Annotated in this window: 5 protein-coding genes; all 5 read left to right on the forward strand. The window is 57.3% G+C overall.

The window, feature by feature from the left end; genetic code table 11:
* Nucleotides 1-348: 348 nt before the first annotated feature.
* The 5 genes from DD586_RS06805 to fabD all read left to right on the forward strand — a co-directional run bounded on the left by DD586_RS06805 (nt 349) and on the right by fabD (nt 21,056).
* On the forward strand, nt 349-16,515 hold the full coding sequence (locus DD586_RS06805; RefSeq protein WP_228669759.1) for an SDR family NAD(P)-dependent oxidoreductase: 16,167 nt from the start codon (nt 349-351) through the stop codon (nt 16,513-16,515).
* Nucleotides 16,512-17,501: an NAD-dependent epimerase/dehydratase family protein gene (locus DD586_RS06810; protein WP_012884075.1), complete on the forward strand. Its 990-nt coding sequence runs from the start codon at nt 16,512-16,514 to the stop codon at nt 17,499-17,501. Before DD586_RS06805 ends, DD586_RS06810 begins: the two co-directional genes overlap by 4 nt.
* A gap of 51 nt (nt 17,502-17,552) precedes the next feature.
* Nucleotides 17,553-18,797, forward strand: coding sequence for an aminotransferase class I/II-fold pyridoxal phosphate-dependent enzyme (locus DD586_RS06815; RefSeq protein ID WP_012884076.1), 1,245 nt, complete (start codon nt 17,553-17,555; stop codon nt 18,795-18,797).
* Nucleotides 18,798-18,822: 25 nt separating this feature from the next.
* Nucleotides 18,823-19,092 carry an acyl carrier protein gene (locus tag DD586_RS06820; RefSeq protein ID WP_012884077.1) on the forward strand — a complete coding sequence of 90 codons (270 nt, stop codon included), beginning with the start codon at nt 18,823-18,825 and terminating at the stop codon, nt 19,090-19,092.
* Nucleotides 19,093-19,163: 71 nt separating this feature from the next.
* Nucleotides 19,164-21,056: an ACP S-malonyltransferase gene (fabD, locus tag DD586_RS06825; protein ID WP_012884078.1), complete on the forward strand. Its 1,893-nt coding sequence runs from the start codon at nt 19,164-19,166 to the stop codon at nt 21,054-21,056.
* Nucleotides 21,057-21,058: the final 2 nt, after the last annotated feature.

Raw genomic sequence — 21,058 nt, forward strand, 5'->3', positions numbered from 1 at the left:
TTGGTTATTTATCTGAATCATTTATTTCACTCTGTTTTTATCCTAAGTTATGTATATTTGTAACGCTTAATTGTTTTGATAAATCAATGCGTTGATTTGTTTTTAATTTGTTTTTTGTTGTATTTATAGGGGGGGCGGTAACATCCTGACAAAAAAATTTTTTGATAGTATTAGATGCGAGAATGTTTTTGATGCAATATCCATCAGAATCCTCCGTTTAATGGTAATGGAATATCAAATTCATTGTTCTACGATTGAAACCGTTGTCAAAAGGGCTATTTGACCGGCTATCTCGCATCCTTTTTGCGAGAAAGAATAAACATAATCATATGGATATGGGTGATGGGTATGGATATTGCAATTATAGGGATCTCTTGTCGTTTTCCTGATGCCAATAACTACAGCGATTTCTGGGAAAATATAATCCATCAGCGCAATTCGGTTTCTGAAATTGCTGATGTTAACCGCGATACACAGCCTGATAACCGCAGATCGTTACATTGGCCTGATGCCAGTGAAAAACGATGGGCCGCGTTTGTTAATAATGTTGAGGGTTTTGATAACCAATTCTTTGGCGTCATCCCAAAAGTCGCCGAAACGATGGATCCTCAACAACGGATCATGCTGGAACTGACCTGGTCTTGCCTGGAAGATGCGGGTATTGCGCCCTCAACCTTACGTGGGCATAAAGTCGGCGTTATTCTCGGTGTTTTCAATAACGATTATAAAGAATTACAGGAAAATACCCACGCGCCGATAGAAGCGCATCATTCCACGGGTACCGCCACATCGATTATTGCCAACCGTATTTCACACTTCTTTGGTTTTCGCGGCCCGAGTGTCGCCATTGATACGGCCTGTTCGGGCTCATTAAATGCCATTCATAATGCTATTCAGGCTATCGTCAGTGGTGATTGTGATATTGCCATCAGCGGTGGTGTTAACCTTATTTTAACCTCTACCCGGCATCAGTCTTTTGCAAAAATGGGAATGATGTCGCCTACCGGGGCCTGTCACTCTTTTGACAGCCGGGCCGATGGGTATGTTCGTGGCGAAGGCGCGGGTGTGCTGTTATTAAAGCCGCTGGATAAGGCACTGGCTGACGGTGATGTCATCCACGGGGTGATTAAAGGCAGTGCGGTTAACCATTGCGGCACCACTTACACGCTGACGTATCCCAGTGCAGAAGCTCAGGCTGATGTCATTGTTGACGCGCATACAAACGCGGGCGTACCGGTTGATTCGATTGGTCTGGTGGAAGCGCATGGCACCGGGACGCCCAAGGGCGACCCGATTGAATTTTCCGGGCTTACCCATGCTTTCAGTACGCTCGCCCAGCAACAAGGGGCGACGTTAAATGAGGCTTATTGCGGTGTGACATCGGTGAAGAGCAACATCGGTCACCTTGAAGCCGCGGCCGGTGTGGCTGGTATCATCAAAGTATTACTGGCATTTAAACACCGCACGTTACCGCCATTGCGCCATTTCCAGTCGCTTAACCCCAAAATTGACACCACCGCAACACCATTCTTCTTCGTCGATAAGGCCCGTGAGTGGCCGCGACTGGCACAAGACACGCCGCGCCGCGCGGGGGTGAGCTCGTTTGGCTTTGGCGGGACCAATGCTCACATCGTACTGGAAGAAGCGCCTGAGCCGGTAAACGCCGCGCATCAGGAAAACCAGCCTGCGACAGGAACCCCCTATTTAATTGTACTGTCTGCGAAAAGCCCGGCCGCGTTGTTGCAGCGTCAGAAAGATTTGATCGACTGGTTGCGTGAGCATGCTGACGCGTCGTTAAGCGCGGTAAGTGCAACATTGCTGCTGCGCCGTGATCACCTCGCTTATCGCTATAGCTGTGTAGGCAGTGACCGTCAGGCCATTATTCAGGCGCTGACGCAGGCAGTGGAGCAAGGCCCGGTGTCGTTGCAAGAGCATGTGGCAGATGACGCACAGGCACTGGAAAATGCCCGTATCGAGGGGGAATCCCTGCTTGATGCGTTGCGCGAAGCGGATATGACCACCGCGACTCACCTGTTGCAGCAATTGGGCGCGTGTTATGTGCGAGGTGTGCAACTGGATTGGTCCCGGTTATTTGACGGCGTGAACCCACCGCACGTGGCATTACCCGGCTATCCGTTTATTCATACGGCATTTTGGCTGAGTGACAGCTATCGTGCCGATTCATCCTCTTGTGCGTTACGTGGTGCGCGTCACCGTGTCGTCAATGTCGGCAGTTCCCGCTATCAGGCCCGGCTTGCGGGGGATGAGTTTTTTATTGCCGGTCATCAGATTGGCGGCCAGACCATACTGCCGGGTGTAGTTTATCTCGAACTGGTTCGCGCCGCGTTTACCGATGCTATCGCGCTAAACGATGCTGACGCCCTCAGTTTCTCTCAGGTGGCCTGGTTAAAACCGCTTGAGTTTCATCATGCCGCAACCGATCTGTTTATTCAGCTTGATCCGCATCAACCGGGCAAACAGTGGCTGTTCCAGGTCATCGATAACGACCAGGCACTTTACTGTCAGGGGATGGTCGGTTTTTCCGACGCAGAACATCCGGCGTTACCGGCGGTAGCGCTTACCGACGACGCAGCGGTGCGTGATGCGCCTGCCAGTTATCAACTGCTTGATAGTTTGCAGATGTGTTATGGCGCACCGTTGCGTGCCATTCAACAAATCCGATTCAATGAGTATGCCTGTATCGCCCAATTGACGTTACCGGATGCCCCGTTATCGGATGCACATAGCAACGACTTTGTTATCCACCCGTCGCTGGCGGACGGCGCATTGCAGTCCGCGGTGGTCTGGGCAACGGAAAAACTGCGCGCTTCGCGTCAGGACAATCAGCAAGGGGCGCTCGTCATCCCCTTCGCACTGGAAGCGCTGGTGTTATTACGCCCTTGCCATTCCGCTATGACCGCAACCATCACCGTGTCTGACGAGCATCTGCTTCATGATGGCGTATTCAAGGTAGATATCCATGTTTGCGAGGCAAACCACCCTGAGCGCGTGGCGCTGGTATTCCGTGGTTTAAGCCTGCGCGTGCTGGATGACAGCCTTACGGCCGCTGATCGCTCGACGTCGGAACAGCGGTTACCGGCGTTATCTGACGGCATCAACCTGTATCAGCCGTACTGGATTGAAAAACCGGTGTCAGAGGCGGATGAGCCGATGACGCAACTGGTGCTGGTGGGTGAAGAGCAGGATGTCGACCGGCTGGCAAGCCTGCTGGCGCAGTCAGAAAACCCACCGCAGATGCAGCGAATCCTGCTGGCTTCAGCGCTGGACGTAAACCGTGAAGTCGCAAGTGGCTGGGTTCGCCCCGGTCATCATGATGACTTTATCGCAGCGGTGGATGCCCTGTTGTCGCAGGGGGCTACCTTTGAACGGGTACTGTGGGTCAATGCGCCGCAGGCCAGCGCCGATTTTGCCACTCGCCTGAATCAGGGTCCGCATAGCCTTTTTGCCCTGACGAAAGCAATGATGCGTAAGGTGAAGAAGGCCCGCTTCGTTCACTTCCATCTTGCCGACGAGAACCTGCCGGATGTCGCTGCCATCAGCGGTTTTTACCGGACGTTGCGTGTTGAAAAACCCGCGTATATCGGTCGGGTGGTGCAGTACGAGGCGGTGGCGGATGGCGAGCTGGATGCATCCACCGCTATCGCGGCGTTGATTAAAACCGAATTCAGTGACGTATCTAAAGATGCAGATGTGCGCTATCGCCAGGGTGTGCGGCTGGTGCGTCGTTTTGTCGTCGATACGCCGTCATCTGCCTCGGCTCACCCGTCATCGCGCGCTATCGCGGCAGTGGATACGGCAAGTGTGGCCGATGCGGTAAACCGGCCGGTGTCCGCACCGACGGTGTTGCGCCAGCAGGGAACGTATCTGATCACCGGTGGACTGGGTGCGCTGGGGCTGATTTTTGCCCGTTTCCTGTGCTCACGTTACGGTGCCACCGTCTATCTGAGTGGCCGTTCGGCGCTGGATGAACAACGCCAGCAACAGCTTGATGACCTGAACACGCTGGGTGGCAATGCCATTTATCAAGCGTGTGACATGAACGACCCCGCTAGCGTGCAGGCGCTGATTGGCGCTATTCGCACGGCCGGGCATGAGCTCAACGGTGTCATCCACTCCGCGGGTGTTATCGAAGATAACTTTATTCTGCGTAAAAGCCCGGAAGCCTTTGAGCGTGTCATCACCCCGAAAGCCATCGGCACCTGGTTGCTGGATGACGCGACCCGTGAACTGCCGCTCGACTTTTTCGTGCTGTTCTCGTCCGTCACCGGTGTTCTGGGCAACATGGGGCAGTGTGATTACGCCTTTGGTAATGCCTTCGAAGATTATTTCGCCTTCCAGCGTAATGTTCGGCAACAGCAAGGTGAACGCAGCGGCAAAACCCTCTCGCTGAACTGGCCGTATTGGCAGGACGGTGGCATGCGCCTGACCGAGAAAGAAGCGGGCTTCCTGAAAAGCCAGTTCGGGATTGTGCCGCTACTGACCGAGGACGGCATCGCGATTTTCGACTATGCCCTGCAAAGTCAGGCATCGCAGCTGGTGGTTATGCCAGGTGTGCCGGGCGAACGTGCGCGTATAGACGAGGTACTGGGCGTCGTTGAACCCACCACCGCATCCTCTCAACAGCCTGATGCAGCGGCGCTAGCCTCGACGGATGTGACCGACCCGCACGCCTTGCAGGATGTGGTGATCCGTTATTTGTCCGAGCTGTTTGCCAGAAAACTCCAGATCCCGCCGCATTTCGAACGTCACGGTTTCTTCCGTGATTATGGTTTTGATTCGGTGGTGGTCATTGATTTGGTCAATGAGCTGAAAAAGACATTTGGCAGCGCATTGCCGATGACGCTGTTTTTTGAATACCAAACCATGGATGAACTGAGTCGCTTCCTGCTGGAAAACTGTCAGGATGCCTGCCGTGGTTTGCAAGGGAATGCCCCGTCAGCGGCGGTGGTACCGCCTGCGCTTCATGCCGCCGCATCCACATCGACTAGCGTGCGTGCCGTGGCACCGGCCCCCCGCGCGGCGCAACCGACGCTAAACGATGATGACATTGCCATCATCGGTATCGCCGGGCGTTACCCAGAAGCTCAGAACCTTGAACAGTTTTGGGCCAACCTGAGTCAGGGACGTGACTGCGTCATCGAGATCCCCGCCGATCGCTGGGATGATCGCTGGTTCCAGCAAGGGGCGGCCACACCGGGGAAAAGCTATAGCCGTTGGGGCGGATTCCTGAGTGATGTGGAACGCTTTGATTTGCGCTATTTCAATATTTCGCCGAAAGAAACGGAAATCATGGATCCGAATGAGTGGCTGTTCCTTGAGAGCGTCACTCACGCCATTGAAGATGCCGGATACACGGCAGATAAGCTCGCGCCCGCGCACGCCGGACGGGAAAATCGCGTCGGTGTGTATGTCGGTATGATGTGGGGGGATTACCAGCTTCATGCGGTCACCAGCCCGGAACAGGAATGGACCACCTCGCATTCGTCTTACTGGTCGGTCGCGAACCGGGTATCGCACTTCTTTAATTTCTCAGGCCCGAGCATGGCGCTGGACACGGCGTGTTCCTCGTCGCTGACCGCTATCCATATCGCGTGTCAGGCGCTTCGCAGCGGTGATATTCCGGTGGCGATTGCCGGTGGCGTCAACCTGTCGCTGCATCCTTATAAGTATCACCTGCTATCCAATATGCATTTCCTCTCCTCGGACGGTCGCTGCCGCAGTTTTGGCGAAGGCGGCACCGGGTATGTGCCGGGTGAAGGGGTTGGCGCCGTGGTATTAAAACCGCTGTCGCGTGCGCAGGCAGAAGGTGATCACATCTACGGCATTATCCGCGGTACGGCGGTTAATCACGGCGGTAAAACCTCTGGCTTCACGGTGCCTAACGCGAAACGTCAGGCAGAGCTGATTGCCGAGGCGCTGGAAACCGCCAGGGTGAACCCACGCCATATCAGCTACGTCGAGGCGCACGGCACCGGCACCAAATTGGGCGATCCGATTGAAATCAGCGGCCTGAATAAAGCCTTTTCGATTGCCGGGGACAGCAGTAAATACTGCGCGATCGGTTCGGTGAAAGCCAATATTGGGCATCTGGAGGCGGCGGCGGGCATGTCGGCGCTGACCAAGGTGTTGCTGCAAATGAAGCACCAGACACTGGTGCCGTCTATCCAATCCGATGTGATTAACCCGTTTATCGATTTTCAGAGTGGGCCGTTCCGGGTTCAGCAATCGCTGGAACACTGGCAGCGCCCGGTGCTGGAAGTCATACAGCAGGACGGTCAGTCCGTGACCCGGGAAATCCCACGTATCGCCGGTATCAGTTCGTTTGGCGCAGGCGGCAGTAACGCCCATCTGATCGTCGAGGAATACATTGCACCACCATCAGCCAGCGTGGATGCCGATAAAGGTAAACCGGCGTTAATCGTGTTGTCTGCACGTCGTGAACCGGCGTTGCAGGCGATGGCCGGGCAACTGGCCGATTTCATCGCGCAACACCCGGCGCTGTCGTTACAGGATATGGCCTATACGCTGCAAGTTGGGCGTGTGGCACATGAGTATCGTCTGGCGTTTGTCGCTGAAACGGCAACCGAGGCGGTCAACCTGTTGCGCGCCTATACCCAACAGCAATTATCGGGCCTGAGCACCGGACATCGGGACAATCTACGTCAGGCGACGTCGACGCCACCGTTGGCCGAGTGGTTAAAACAAGGACGTCTTGGCGCGCTGGGTGAGGCCTGGGCTAACGGACACGAGGTGGACTGGAGCCAGTTGCATGTGGCAACACGCCGCCAGCGCCTGTCTCTGCCCGGTTATGCCTTCCAGCGTCAGGATTGCTGGGCACCGGCATTGCCTGCCACGGCACCGCTGACTAACGCTGCGTCAGGGGTTGGCGTGCTGCACCCGCTGATCGACGCCAATATCTCCACGCTGGCCGTGCAGGCATTTCGCAAGCGGCTGCGGGCAGAGGAGTTTTTCCTGAGCGATCACCGTCTTGGCGATAACCGTATTTTGCCGGGTGCCGCGTATATCGAGATGTCACTGAGCGCCAGCGAACTGGCGTTGCAGGGCCGGGCGTTGCCTGCCTCAGGCGAACGGCCGCTGTTGTCGCAGGTACAGAATATTCAATGGCGTCAGCCTATTCTGGTTGCAAGTGATGATATGGAGGTGGAGATCGCGCTGACACCATCGCAAGGGGGGCTGGATTTTGACATCTACCGTGCGGATGGCGATCAACGTCATGTCTACGGCAGCGGCCGCTTGTGCGAAGACGCGTCTCCCCAGCCGGAACCGGCTAACCTGCACCGCTTGCAGGCAAATGGTCAGGTTTACCAGCGTAACGATATTGACGCGGCGTTCCGGCAACGTGGTTTTACGTTGGGCCCGACCTTTCAGGTCATTGAGTGTCTGTATGCCAATGCCGAAGAAGCGCTGGCGGAACTGAAGTTTCCTGATGGCTTGTCAGCCGCGTCGGTTGTGCAGCCCTTTATCCTGCCACCGTCACTGCTGGACGGCGCGCTGCGCACCGCGCTGGGTATCGGTGGCTTTAGCGCCACGGCGAATACGTTGGAGGTGCCGGTCGCGCTGGCAAAATTGCAGATATTCAAGCCGATTGACGGGATTTGCTATGCCTATGCCCGTCGTGATAACGCCGTCGGTGGAGCGACGGCGAGCTACCACATCGATTTGCTCGATAGCATCGGTAATGTAGTGGTCAGGCTCACCCAATTACAGACGCAGGCGGTGCCGCATCTGGGGATGAAGTCTTCACGGGCGGTGAAAGTGACATCCAGCGCGCCGATGGGTGCCGACGTCACCCGTGCACCTCAGCCGGTTGCTATGGCATCGGCCATGCCTGTTGCATCGCAGCAATCCGCGGGGGCGGTGTCTGCCCATGACGCTCTGGTCAGTACGCTGATTGCTCAGGTTGTCGATGTGACCAAACTGGACATCGGCGAAGTTACCGCCAGCGGGCCGTTATCGAATTATGGTCTGGATTCGATGATGATCCTGGCGTTGAACGAGAAACTTGCCGCGGCGTTTGAGGGCTTGCCGCAAACGCTGTTCTATGAATATGAAGACCTGGCCTCGCTGGCGGACTATCTGTTGGAGAATTACCCCGATCAGGTAACGGCGTTCACGGGCGTCGTCGCGGCCGCACCACAAGCGGTGGCGCAGAGTGCCTCAATAGACGCCACTATACCGGTTGCACCAACCATCGCATCCGCAACAGCACCAACCCGCCCGGTGCGTGACAGCGTGCTGGAGTATCTGATTGCCAACATTGTGGAGGTCACGAAGCTGGATGCCAGCGAAGTGAGACCGGCCACGCAACTGTCAGATTACGGCCTGGATTCGATGATGATCCTGGCGCTGAACGGTAAGCTGGCGGCCACCTTTGGCGAGGTGTCGCAAACCCTGTTTTATGAGTACCCGGATATCGACTCGCTGGCTGATTTCCTGTGTGAAAGCTATCCGGAACAGGTTGCCGCGTTGCAGCCAACGACAGCGGTTGCCCCGGCACCGGTGGCATTAACGCTACCAGAAGAAAGCCGGGTGTCTGCTGCGACAGGCGATACCGAGGGGGACGATGATGCGTCCAGCCGTGGACTGTTCGACAGTCTGACGGCGGCGATCGGCCCGACGGCGGCCAACCTGTCGGTATTGACGCCGCTGTGGCAATGGCCGCTTGATACCGTCAACCTGATTCGTCTGCAACATGAACTGGACGCGCGCTTTACCGAAGCGCATGCCAGCGACGTCTACCGTTATCAGTCGTTGGCGGAGTGGGCCGAGACCGTACAGGTTGCACCGCAGCCAGCATCGGCACCCGCGCGCACCAACGAGGTATCGGCAGCGCCTGCGCGCCCGACGTTGGCCAGTTTGTTAAACCATTCGCGTATCGATGCGCTGAAACGCCATACCTCGGGCGAAGCCGGTGCGAGCAGCGATATTGCCGTGGTCGGGCTCAGTGGCCGTTATCCGGGCGCTCGCAATGTCGATGAGTTCTGGGCCAATTTGACCGGCGGCGTTGATAGCGTTACCGAAATTCCGCTGTCGCGTTGGGATTATCACCCGCATTTCTCGCCAGAGCGGGGGCCGAAGAACAAGGTGTACAGCAAATGGGGCGGATTTATCGATGATGTGGATAAGTTCGACAGCCAGTATTTCAATATATCGCCGCGTGAAGCTGAGCTGCTGGACCCACAAGAGCGACTGTTCCTGCAAACCGCCTGGGAATGTATCTCAGACGCCAGCTACTCTCGCCAGGCGCTGAGTAAGGCACAGGTCGGCGTCTATGTCGGGGTGATGTGGTCGCACTACCAATGCATTGAAACGACAGAAAAACAGCATGAATCGGGCTGGGCGATGTCGCTGCATTCCTCGGTCGCTAACCGCGTGTCGTTCTATTTCAATCTGAATGGCCCGAGCGTGGCGCTGGATACCATGTGCTCGTCCTCGCTCACGGCGCTGCATATGGCCTGTCAGGCGATCCAAAACGGCGATTGCAACATGGCGATAGCCGGTGGCATCAATCTGATTGTGCACCCGATGAAGTACTACCAACTGGGGCAAAACCAATTCCTGTCCAGCGATGGGCGTTGCCGTGCCTTCGGCGAAGGCGGCGATGGCTATGTTCCCGGTGAAGGGATGGGGGCCGTGTTGCTCAAACCGTTACAGCAGGCGATTGCCGATGGCGACCAGATTTATGGCGTTATCAAGGCAACGGCGCTGAATCACGGCGGAAAAACCAGCGGCTTTACCGTGCCGAATCAGGCGGCGCAGAGCAACGTTATCAGTACTGCGCTGTCGCGTGCAGGCTGGGATCCTGCCAGCGTCGATTACATCGAGGCGCACGGTACCGGTACCATGCTGGGCGACCCGATTGAAATTTCCGGCCTGACCAAAGCCTTTTCACGCATCAGTGCTCAACATTACCGTGATCAACATCACGCACAGCAAGGCGCCACGCCAGCGCTGTTGCCGGGGCAGTGCCGCATCGGTTCGGTGAAAAGCAATATCGGGCACCTGGAGTCTGCCGCCGGTATCGCCGGGTTGACCAAAATCCTGCTGCAACTGCGTCACCGTCAGATAGTACCGTCGCTGCATTCACGCACGCTGAATGAAAAAATTAACTTTGCCGCATCGCCATTTCGCGTGGTGCAGTCGCTCGAACCGTGGGATGCCGCGCTTGATCACCCGCGCCGTGCTGGCCTGAGCGCCTTCGGGGCGGGTGGCTCCAACGCCCACGTGTTGATAGAAGAAGCACCGACGCGGGCTCCGGCCCACCTGCTACCGGGCGAACCACGGCTGTTTGTGCTCTCGGCGGATAGCGATGCACGTTTAGCGCTGTATGTTGAGCGAATGGTGCACTTCCTGCGCCAGGCGGTACGTGAACCACACACCGCGCCGGATTTTGACTCGCTGGCCTTCTCTTCACTGGTCGGTCGCGATGCCATGACGGAGCGTCTGGCGGTGGTGGCAAGCAGTCTGGACGACCTGCTGAACCAGCTTGAGCAGTACCAGCGTGAGGGCGCGGCGAAGCAACTGTTCCGCGGGCATATTGCGGGCGGTGGCGAGCGTCTGGATACCATTCTGGAAGGCAAACAGCTTGATGAACTGATCACCAGTCTGGTGCAGGAACGTCAACTGCTGCGTTTAGGGCGGTTGTGGACCACGATGCTGGATGTGAACTGGCAGCAGTTTGCACCGTCACTTTTTACTACCAAGGGAATGACCACCAGCGGCAGCACCACCAGCACAACAGCAGGAACGGTGCGTCGGGTGTCGTTCCCGCCGCTGCCACTGATGCTGCGTAGCCACTGGCTGGCGTTGCCGTCGGCTCAGGACGCTTTACACCGTGCGACATCGCTGCATCCGTTGATCGATCAGAATATTTCAACGCTGGCGCAGCAGAAATTTACCAAGCAACTGACCGGGCAAGAGCGTTACCTGCGTGACCATGTGGTCGGCAGCCGCGACGCGCGGATGATTTTACCCGGCTCGGCCTACATCGAAATGCTCCATGCGGCCGGTCAACTGGCGATGGAAAGCGACTGGACGGTAGCGGCAATCCGCAATCTGATGTGGATGAACGCGCTTGAGGTGGACAGCGAACCGGTGGATGTGGAGATCGCACTGGCACATACCGGCGACGACAACGTACAGGTCGCTGTGCGTAACCGCCATACCGATGTGCTCTCACTGGAGGCCGAACTGGTCTACCGTCCGGAAGCGGAACAGCCTGAAGAAGAGTGGATCGATCTTGAGGCCTTGCGTAGCAGCGGTAAATGCGAAAGCGATCAGGCTGCTATCTACGCCGACTTTGCCCGCATGGGCTTCGCGTATGGCCCGAGCTATCAGGTGACCCGTGAGCGCTATCGCTTTGCGGACGCCGCGTTGAGCCACCTGTGCCTGCCGGAGGGCGTGCATGCCGATGCGTTTTATCTGCACCCGTCACTGTTGGATGGGGCACTGCGTACCTGTCTGGCGGTCGGGCTGGAGCCGGTGGAATACGCCACGCCTATCGTGCCGTTCTCGCTGGGGGAACTGGAGTTCCGCCATCCGCTCGGTACGGAGTGCTATGCCTATGTGACACCGGCCCAGTCGCAAGCGGGCAGCACCATTCAGAAGCACGATATTACGCTGGTGGATGCCACCGGTCGGGTGCTGGCGCGGCTGCGTGATTTCGCCGCCCGCAGACTGGAACAGGATATCAGTGCGGCACCGCCTTCGGCGTCGCAAGACGTGCAGTACTATGCCTACGAATGGCAGGCATCACCGTTACCGGCGGTTGTTTCTGATGCGTCAACGCGTACCGCGACGACGCGGGTGTTGGTGCTCAGCGATAACGAGAGCCTGGCTGAAGCGCTGCGTGCACGCTATGGCGATGACACCAGCATCATTACCGCGACAGCGGCCAGCGCGTTCGCCCAGCATGATAGCCACCGCTTTAGCGTTGATACCCAATCGGCTTCCAGCATGCGGGCGTTGTGTGAGCAGTTGGCCGAACAGCAATGGTGGCCGACCCACATCGTGCAGGCGATTGGCACCGATAACCATTTTGATGATGTCACCGCCATTGGCAACGCATCGCCATTGCATGCGCCATTACAGGCGTTACGGCACCTGTTTGTGGCGCTGGAAACGGTCAATCCGGGGCAAGCGCTGCGCTGCGTCAACGTCTATACCGCGTCTGATGACCAGGTGGAACCGCAGCAGGATGCGGTCAGCGGCTATGCCCGTTCATTGCTGACCATCAACCATCGTTTCGAGCTGTTCACGCTGCGTAGCGATGCGAATGACGCCGCGTCGCTGGCCGATGCAGTGTATCAGGAGTTCGTGCAACGTCCGCAGGCGCTTGCCGGGCTTGAAGTGGCCTATCGGCAGGGGGTTCGCTATCAGCGTCAGGCTGGCGCAATCACGCCGCCGCCAGCCGATGGTCAGGGCAGCCAGCCGCAATTGCGTTTCGTCCAGCACGGCCACTATGTGATAACCGGTGGCGCTGGCAAGCTGGGATTGCTGATGGCGCAGTATCTGGCATCCCGCTATCAGGCTCGCCTCGTGCTGAGCGGCCGTTCGGCCCAGCCCAGTGAGGCGGTCATGCAGCAACTGGCTGCGATGCGTGAGCTGGGGGCGGAAGTCTGTTACGTCGCAGCCGATGTGGCGCAGGACGGGCAGGCCGACGCCTTGATTGCGCAGGCAAAAGCGGCGTTCGGTGCACTCGATGGCGTGCTGCACTGCGCCGGTGTCGCCAGTGCCACGCCGATGACGATGCTCTCGGATGACGAGTTTGATGCGCTGATCGGACCGAAAGTTGACGGTCTGGTGGCCCTTGACCGTGCTACCGCACAAGAGCCACTCGCTGTCTTTATCAACTTCTCCTCCGTTTCTGCGGTGCTGGGTGATCTGGGGTCTGGCGCGTATGCCGCCGGTAACCGCTTTATGGATAGCCATGCGCTATGGCGTACCCAGCAGGTGAAAAAGGGACAACGCAGCGGTCAGACGCTCTCCGTCAACTGGCCATTGTGGGCCAGCGGGCAGATGAACATCGAACAAGACGATGCCAGTCTGTTCGAGTTTTCAGGGATGGCGGCGTTAGGCCAGGAGGCCGGTATTATCGCGCTCGAACGCGCACTGCTTGAACAACGCCCGGAACTGCTGGTAGCGGTTGGCGATCGCAACAAGGTTGCACGTTCATTACGCATTCAGGTTGAGGAAACCGTGCAGCCCGCACCGTCAGTCGCCGTGCCGACGCTGACACAGGCACCGCGTCCGCAACCGACAGCGGTGATAGCGACACCGGCTGGCGACAGTGCGTATGCACGTAGTGAGAGCGCGCTCAAAGAGATGATTTCAGCCATCACCAAGCTGCCTGCCAGCGATATCGCGGTGGATGCCACCTTTGAACAGCTCGGGATGGATTCCGTCATGCTGATGGAATTGCGTGCGGTACTGGAAAAAGAGTACGACGGGCTGCCGAAAACCGCGCCGTTTGAGTACAACACCACCGCTAAGCTGGCGGGATACCTGTGCGAGCGTTATGGCGCGACACCGGTGGTCCACACCCCAGAAGCCGCGCCGCAGCGTACAGACACTGTCAGCCACCATCACGCCAGTGCACCTGTTGCGCCGCCTGTCAAACGGACGGTACCTGCTGCGGCTACGGATGCGTTGCGCTCACGAGCGATGCGTACACCGATGCGTTCATCGCTGTCGTCAACGGCCAGCATACAGGCCGATAGCGACGCCGTAGCGATTATTGGTATGGCGGGTGAGTTCCCCGGTGCTGCGAGTCTGGCGGATTTCTGGGCCGACATTCAGGCGGGCAAAGAGAGCCTGAGTGCCATTCCGGATGCACGCTGGACGCTCCCTGCAGAAGATAACGGCAACCCGCGTTATGTGAATCGCGGCGGCTTCCTCAGCAACGTGGACGTCTTTGATCCAGCGATGTTCCGGATGAGCGGTGAAGAAGCCAGTCGTCTCGATCCACAAGTGCGTGTGTTACTGCGTAGTGCCTGGCACGCGTTGGAGAATGCCGGTTATACCCCGGCGGCGCTTAACGATCAGCAGGTCGGCGTCTATGTCGGGGCAATGAACGAAGACTTCACCTGGGTGATGGCAGAGATTTATGCCCGCACAGGTCGTTACCCCGGCGCCGGTTCGGTCGTCAGTGAGCTGGCGAATCGCATCTCATTTTTGATGAACCTGCGTGGCCCGAGTTTCAGCATCGCCACCACCTGTGCGTCATCGCTGACAAGTGTACATATCGCCCGTAAAGCCATCCTCGGTGGGGAGTGCGACATGGCGCTGGCAGGCGGCGTCAACCTGAGTCTGCATCCCAGCAAATACATGCTGTTGCAGGAGATGAAGGTGCTGTCTGCCGATGGCAAGGAGCACACCTTCGATGAACGGGCCAACGGTCTGATTCCGAGCGAAGGCAGCGGCATTGTGGTGCTTAAACGTCTGAGCCGTGCGCTGGCCGATGGCGATCACATCTACGGTGTGTTGCGTGGCTCCAGCATTGGGCATGCCGGTACCGGTGCAGGGCAATACCTGCCGAACCTGACGGTAATGGAAGAAACCGCCGTGCGGGCTATCAACGAAGCACGTATCGATGTTAACGAACTGACTTACATCGAAAGCCACGGTGCGGCGACGGAACTGGGCGACCCGATTGAGCTGAAGGCGCTGTCTAACGCGTTACGCCGCCAGACTCAGGCGCAACATTTCTGCGCGCTGGGTACCAAAGCCAACCTGGGGCATATGGAAGCGGCATCGGGCATCTGCTCGCTGATTAAGGTGCTGCTGAGCATGCAGCACGGGCGTGTGTCACCGTGCGTCAACCTGCAGCGCATCAACACCTCGTTTGAGCATGAAACATCCGCTTTTGTGTTCCCGCGTGAGGCGCAGGAATGGCAGACCAATGCCAGAGGTTCTCGTCTGGCCGGGATTAACGCCTATGGCATGGGCGGTTCGACCGCCTTTGTCGTGGTGGAGTCGGCCGATGCGCTGGTCAGACTGCACGCACGCCAACTGGCGAGCAGAGAAGAAAACGCGTCTGCCCATGCACAGATTACCCATACACAAATAGTGGTGCTGTCGGCTCAGCAGGCGGAGCGTGTCGTCGCCTATGCCACCGAACTGCGTGACTTTATCCAGCAGCAACAGCAACAAGGGCGTGCGCTGTCGCTCGCGGACCTGGCCTACACCAGCCAGATGGGGCGCGTCATGCTGGATCACCGTTTGGCTATCGTCGCGACCAGTCAGGAGGACCTGCTGGCGAAACTGGAGGGCTTTATTGCTGAACCGGGTGCCGACCATAGCCGCCGGGAGACCTACAGCGGCAACGTCCACGACAGCAAAGAAGTGTCACAGCTTATTGCGGGCGAGGCCGGTAAGCACTTTGTCCGCGAACTGGTGCAAAACCGGCAGTTTGCCAACGTTGCCACGCTGTGGATTCGCGGCTGCGATATCGACTGGAGCCTGCTGCACGACGGCGAGCCTCGTCAGCGTGTGCCGTTCCCCGGCTACCCGTTTGCCAGCCAGCCTTGCGACCTGTACGCCGCGTTGCGTCTTGATGCCCCGGTGCGACAAACACCACGGCAGGAGACCGCCGCGCTGGACGCTGAGGCGACAGCCTCGCCGGTTGTGCCGCAGGCATGGTTTGCGTATGCCGTGCCAGTGGACAGCACCTCAACCCAGGATGTTTCAACCCAGGATGACGCGTCATTGCAGGCGTTCTGGCGTGGGCTGTTGCAGGCCGACGAGGACGTCGGCTCGCTGACAGCATCAGCCTTGCTCGGTGACGCCGCCGTACTGGATGACGACGCGGAGCAGCCACTCCTGTCAGCCGAGCTGCACATCGATCCTGACACCGTGGTGGCGATGCAGACCTGCACGCAACGTCAGGACATTGCGGTGGAAACGTTATTAACCGCCGGTTGGGCACTGCTCATCAATCGCCATGCGCGGGTCAAACAGGCGCAGTTTGGTCTGATTCGACACCTTGAGAGCGATGAACCCCGCCTGATTCCTACCCGCATTCAGGTGGTGGGACGTCATAAGACCGCCGCCTGGCTCAAGGGTGTTGAAAAACAACTGAGTCAATGTCTTGAACATGGCGGTGCTACGTCAGAGCAACTGGCTCAGTGGGGCGGTGATGTGGCGTTGTTCGACAGTACGGTGGCGCTGTTGACGGACGATGTCGCCGTGAACCCGGCGGTATCCGCGTTGTTTGCGACACACCCGTCACTGCGTCTGGCGCTGTTGGTGCGGCTTGAAGGGAATGGTGTACATGTGCGTCTGGTATGCCGGGGTATGGATATCCAGGAGACGCAGCTTAATCACCTGCTTGAACAGTTCGTGCTGCTGCTGGATGGCGCTGCCCGCCATCCGGATAAAAATCCGGCCGCATTGCCGATGCGCAGCAAAGGGGAAGGGCGTAAGGCCTTTTTGAAAACGCTTGAGAAACTTAACCAGCAAGATCAAACACCATGAAAATACTGATCACCGGAGCAAACGGATTTGTCGGGCTCAACGTGGTAAAAGCGCTGCTGGCGGCCAACCATCAGGTCACAGCGTATGTGCGCGCGTCTTCCAATGTGAGCTTTCTGGAGCCTTTCGGCGTCACCCTGGTGCGTGGCGAATTGCATGACGGCCAGCGTCTGCGCGCTGCGATGGAAGGGCATGATGGGGTTATCCATACGGCGGGCAATACCAGCAGTAATCCACGCGATTGGCCGCTGCTGGCGGCGGTGAATGTGGAAGGCACGCGCACCGTGATTGACGCGGTGCTGGCCTGCGGGATACCCCGTCTGGTTTATACCAGTACCAGCTCGACGATAGGGGCGCATAACGACCCTGCGGCGCAAGCCACCGAAGACACGGCGCTGTCGGGTTTTCGTGCCACAAACCCGTATGCCAAAAGCAAATTGCAGGCAGAGGAACTGGTGTACCGGGCCTGCGATCGCGGCTTGTCCGCCGTCATCCTTAATCCGGCGGAGGTGCTGGGTGAGTATGATTATTCCATGCAGTGGGGGCGTATGGTGCTGGCGGTTGCCTATAACCAGTTACCGTTCCTGCCTCCCGGCGGCGCCAGTTTTTGCGGCGCAGGCGATGTTGGCGAGGCGCACGTCAGCGCCTTAAGCAACGGTAAGGTTGGCGAGCGCTATCTGATTGCCGGGGCCAATACGCGCTATAGCGAACTGATTAACACGATTGAAGCGGTCGTGCCCTGTAAAGCCGACCGGCCTCAAACCCCTTATTCATCTGTCTATCTGAAAACGTGGCTTCAGGAAAAACTGCCCTGGCTGGTACGCGGCGAACCGGTGGTGGATGCCTACCGCCTGCGTGTTTTTGGTGGCGTTTATTACTTTAGTAGCGCAAAAGCGGAGCGTGAGTTGGGCTATCGGCCCTCTCCCTTAAGCCAGATGGTGGATGAGTGTGTGTCCTGGTATCGGGTCAACGGCTTTATTGCGTCTTAGCAGGCGGAGTCATTCTCTGAAAGAGAATAAATCATCAAGGAGGTTTTTATAATGGATTTTCATGATCTGATCGAACTTGAACGTAAGCCCTTCAAAGAGCGTGTAAAATTACGCTATGGCACCTATTTAAAAGAACTCGAAAAAGGGTTTATGTTCAGCCGCCAGGGGATGGGGCCTGTCGATGCACAGATGCAATACAAAGATCTGTACAGCGATGACTTCAGAAGCGTTCTGGTGTTTGGCTCGAATAGCTACCTGGGGCTGGCTAATCACCCTTACGTCAAAAGTAAGGTGATGGAAGCCGTAGAAAAATACGGCATTGGCACCGGTGGGTCACCGGCGTTTTCCGGTTACACCAAGCAGCATCGTGATCTGGAGTTGCGTCTGGCGGCGTTAGCGGGCCACGAAGATGCGGTGCTGCTGCCAAGCGGTTACATGGCGAACCTGTGCTGGGTGAATGGGCTGATGAACCGTAACGATATCATCATCTATGACCAGAACAGCCACGCCAGCGTTATCAACGCGGTCAAAATGACTAACGTGCCGTTCTTTACCTTCGACCCGGAACGTCTGGATGACTTTGAAGCGATGCTGCCTAAAATTCGGGCACGCTCCAAACCGAATACCCAGATCTTCTCTACCGTGGAAGGGGTGCGTTCTACCGACGGTTCGATCATCGACCTTAAGCGTTACATCGATATCTGCCGCAAGCATGACATCATCATCATTCTCGATGACGCGCATGGCCTGGGCACCATGGGGCCGACCGGTAAAGGCACGCTTGAGCATCTGGATTTGTTAGGTCAGGTCGACTTGCGTATGTCCACCTGTAGCAAATCGTTGGGCGCGCAAGGGGCGTTTATTTCCGGCAGCCGCGAGCACATCTTTATGCTGCGCAACTTCTCTTACCCCTATTTGTTCACCTCCGGGTTAGCTCAGCCGACGATTGCGGCGATTTCCGCAGCGCTGGACGTGATGGAGCGTGAGCCAGAGCGTATCGCCCGTTTGCACGACAATGTGCGTTACATGCAAGACCAGCTGGAAGCGAAGGGGTTCAACATCCTGCGCGGCGAGTCGGGCATTATTCCCATTTTCTTTAGCAAGCTCTCTGTGGTGGGCAACATCAATCGCCGCATTTTCGAGCGCGGCGTGTTTGCCAACATCATGGAATACCCGATGGTTCCCCCCGATAAAGAACGTCTGCGTATCTCGGTCATGTCGACCCATACCCGTGAAGAGATCGATCAGGTCGTTGAGATTATCACTGAGGTGGCGCGCGAGTTTGACGCGCTCTAACGGACTGGATGTAAGGAGAGAAGAAATGGACGCTCAGACAGATGTTCTCGCGGTGGTGCTCGACATCATTAATGGCATCAAAAACACCGGGTTTACGCCCGATGTGGTGGAGCTGGATGCCTTTATTGGCGGTGAGCTCGGGGTGGATTCGGTTGAGATGCTGGAGTCGTGGTACGAGATAGAAAAGCGGCTCAACATCAAGGTCAATGACGGCGATAAACGCGGTATTTACACGCTCGGCGACCTGGTCAGCACGATTGAAGCTAATCTACCGGAAGACGCGCTCAAGTCCTGATCCCGCGTACGGAAGGCGGGAGCAACAAGCAACGTTAAGTGACAATACTGGGGAACAGTAATAGGGGATTTATGCCTTCTTCAATTTGGGTATTTCCTGGTCAGGGATCGCAGCAGAAAGGGATGGGGAGTGCGCTGTTTGAGCGTTTTCCCGAACGTGTTCGGGAGGCTGACGAGGTACTCGGTTTCTCGATTCGTGATCTGTGCCTGAGCGATCCTCAGGGCGTACTGGGTGAAACGGAATTCACCCAACCGGCGTTGTTTGTTGTCTCAGCGCTCGGCGTTCTGGCTAATCGGCAAGACGGCGCAGACGCGCCGGATTGCTACGCCGGTCATAGTCTGGGTGAGTTTGCTGCGCTATTTGCAGCAGGGGCGTTTGACTTTGCCACCGGCGTTGCACTGGTCAGAGAGCGCGGCATGCTGATGTCGAAAGCGCCGCGCGGGGCGATGGCGGCGATTTTGGGTATCGACCTGAATCAGGTGATGGCGCTGCTGGCGTCGTCACCGTTCAGCGGTATTGATATCGCCAATATCAACTGCGCGCAGCAAATCGTCATTTCCGGGTTGTACGATGACATCGTTGCCTGTGAGTCGCTGTTTACCTCAGCCGGGGCGCGTTACATCAAGCTGAACGTGAGCGCGGCGTTCCATTCCCGCTATATGCGTGACATCGAAACCCAATTCGCGCAGTTTGCCAGCCGTTTTACCTTCAACCCGCTCAAGGCGCGGGTGATTTCCAACTACACCGCGCACGACTACCCCACGTCCGATTATCTCGAACTGCTGACGAGCCAGATAAGCCATCCCGTGCGTTGGTACGAAAGTATGTCACGGCTGCTGGCATCGGGTGAGGTCAGGCAACAGGAGATTGGGCCGGGGCAAGTGCTCACCGGGTTGTTTGCGAAAATCAAAGCACAACCGATGGCGCTTGACGACGCGAAAGCCCCCGCAGTTCAACCCACTCGCCACTCGTCTGCATCAGATGCCACTGGCTCTGGGGTGGTGTTTATGTTCGGCGGACAGGGCTCGCAGTATTACGGCATGGGCCAGGAGCTGTATCGCCGTAATGACGCGTTCCGCCGCCAGATGGATCGCTGCGACGCGCTGTGCCGTAAACACACCGGCTACAGTCTGGTGGAAACACTGTATGACGACAGCCGCCGTCAACTGCCGCTCTCCGATGTGGCGTTGTCGAATGTGGCGCTGCTGAGCATCGGGGTGAGTCTGACCCACCTGTTCAACGCCGAAGGCATCAAACCCGACGCGGTACTGGGATACAGCCTGGGTGAGTGTATCGCCGCTGTCGTGGCGGGCGTACTGACGCTGGATGACGCCATGAAGCTGGTGGTGTCGCAGGCGCATATGCTGCATAAGAAAACGGCTGGCGGCGGCATGATGAGTGTGCTGGCACCGGTGTCACACTTTCATAGCAACCCCGCGCTGTATCAGGGGACTGAGCTTGCCAGCATTAACTTCCAGAATAACTTTGTGGTTAGCGGCGACAAGGCCAGCCTGTCGGCACTCAAAACGCGTTTGACGCAGCAGGATGTGATTTCGATGTTGCTGCCGGTTGAGCAACCGTTCCACTCGTCCGGCATTGCCGCCATCGAGACAGAGTTCCGCGCACTGGTCGATACCCTGGCGAAAAACGCACCGCAAGTGACGGTGTACTCCTCCTTGTTGGGCACCTCAGTTGAACGGTGGGACAGCGAGTATTTCTGGCGTGTGTTGCGCGAACCTGTCGACTTTTACCGCCTGATGCAATCGCTGAAGGTGAAAGACGGCACATTCTTTGTCGATCTCAGCCCGACCGGCACCTTGTCGACATTCATTAAATACGGTTTTGCCGGGCGTTTTCAGCACGGCGCGGCCATCAATCAATTCGGCAGGAACGCTGAAAGTATATCCAACTTACTGAATACGTTAAAAAATAATTCTATAAAAGTTGTCACGGAGGGAGCGTAACC

This window comes from Dickeya parazeae Ech586, assembly GCF_000025065.1.
GTDB lineage: Bacteria > Pseudomonadota > Gammaproteobacteria > Enterobacterales > Enterobacteriaceae > Dickeya > Dickeya zeae.